Here is a 1,395-nt window from a genome sequence, read left to right on the forward strand (position 1 = left end):
CCTCCGTCTTTCATTAAGCCTGGTGGTTGGTTGGTTGTGGTGTTTCGGGCGAGGTGGCGGTGGTCGTTTTGGTGATGGGTAGCTGGTATCGCCCGGCCGTAGGCCGGGTTGCTCCGTGGTCCGTGTCGTGGTGGATGTGCCGGATTCTGTTGTCAGGTAACGGGTTCGGGTAGTTCGCCGAGTCGATGGAACGCAGTGGTGAGCTGCTCGGTCCAGGGCCAACCGGCGGCGATGCGCAGGGTGGTGGTGCGGGCGGTGCGGCTGATCTTCGCGGCGACGTGCAGTAGCCGGTAGCGCAGCTTCTTCGGCTCCGCGAGGGCAAGGGACCCGTCGAGGAGCAGGTGCTGGGTCCAGGTGAGCAGGTCGATACCTGTCAGAGCCAGTTCGAGCCACGCCGCGTTGATCGCGAACACGCGTGAGGGGAACCGGCCGAAGCCGGTGCTCTTGCCCGTGCGGATCCGGTCCTCGACCCGGGCGTGGGTGCGGTGGCGGACCTCCAGGAACTGGATCGGGTTGTTGCCGTGGGGCGTGTCGGTGGCGAAGACCTGGTGCCGCATCCCGTTGACGTGGTCGAACAAGGTCAGCTGCGCTCCCGGGTGCGGGCGTTCCCGGCGGCAGATCAACCGGGTGCCTGCCGGGAACCCTGCCAGGAGGACCGGGTCGACAAGGTCGGTCAGCTCGACGAGTTCGGCGCCGTCACGCAGGCTGCCGTCGCCGTTAAGGGCGGGGATCCAGTCGTCGGCGGCGGTGATCGCGGCCCGCACCGCCTCGCTGATGGCGACGCCGACGGAGAACTGGGTGTGCAGGCCGTGTTCGCGCAGGCTGCGGATGTGGTCGAGGAACGCGTGGCTGCTGCCCGCCGAGTCACTGCGTATCAGAATCGGATTGCCGTAACGGTGTGGCTCCGGGATCTGTTCGAGGGCCCGGCCCAACACGATGATGTGATCGGCGGCAGTGTTCGATCCGGCGTTACCCGCCCGCAACAGCCCGGCCAAGGCTTCACCGGTGCCGTCGAGGAAACACAGCAGCGGGTGGAAGCCGAACGTGTGCTTCCACGTCGCCGCCGCCGATTCCTTTTCCGAATGGCAGAGCACGATCGTCGCGTCGATATCGAGAACGAAACCCGGCAGCACGCGATCGAGTACGGTCGTCGCCGGCACTGACCGGCGGGTCTCGGCCAGCTGCAGCCAGGCCAGCTCCCGCGCGGCAGCGCGAGCAGCACGCATCCGGGCCAGGCCCGCCTCGTCGATCGCGGCGAGGACCCGCCACGCCGTGGCGTCCGAGGCCACCGGCCCGAACAGGTCCGGCTGCTGACGCAGCACCGCCAGATCAGCGATCGCTTCACCACCGTCGGCCAGTAACACCGCCAGATCGACCGCGACCCGGCCTGGCTCG

General features: G+C 68.0%; 1 protein-coding gene. It reads right to left on the reverse strand.

The window, feature by feature from the left end; all coding sequences use genetic code 11:
• Nucleotides 1-152 precede the first annotated feature (152 nt).
• On the reverse strand, nt 153-1,395 hold a 1,243-nt coding region (locus ACLQ23_RS31490; protein ID WP_425881529.1), incomplete at its 5' end, for an IS1380 family transposase.

Origin of the sequence: Micromonospora sp. DT41, assembly GCF_049841715.1 — a bacterium.
In the GTDB taxonomy this organism is placed as follows: domain Bacteria; phylum Actinomycetota; class Actinomycetes; order Mycobacteriales; family Micromonosporaceae; genus Micromonospora; species Micromonospora profundi.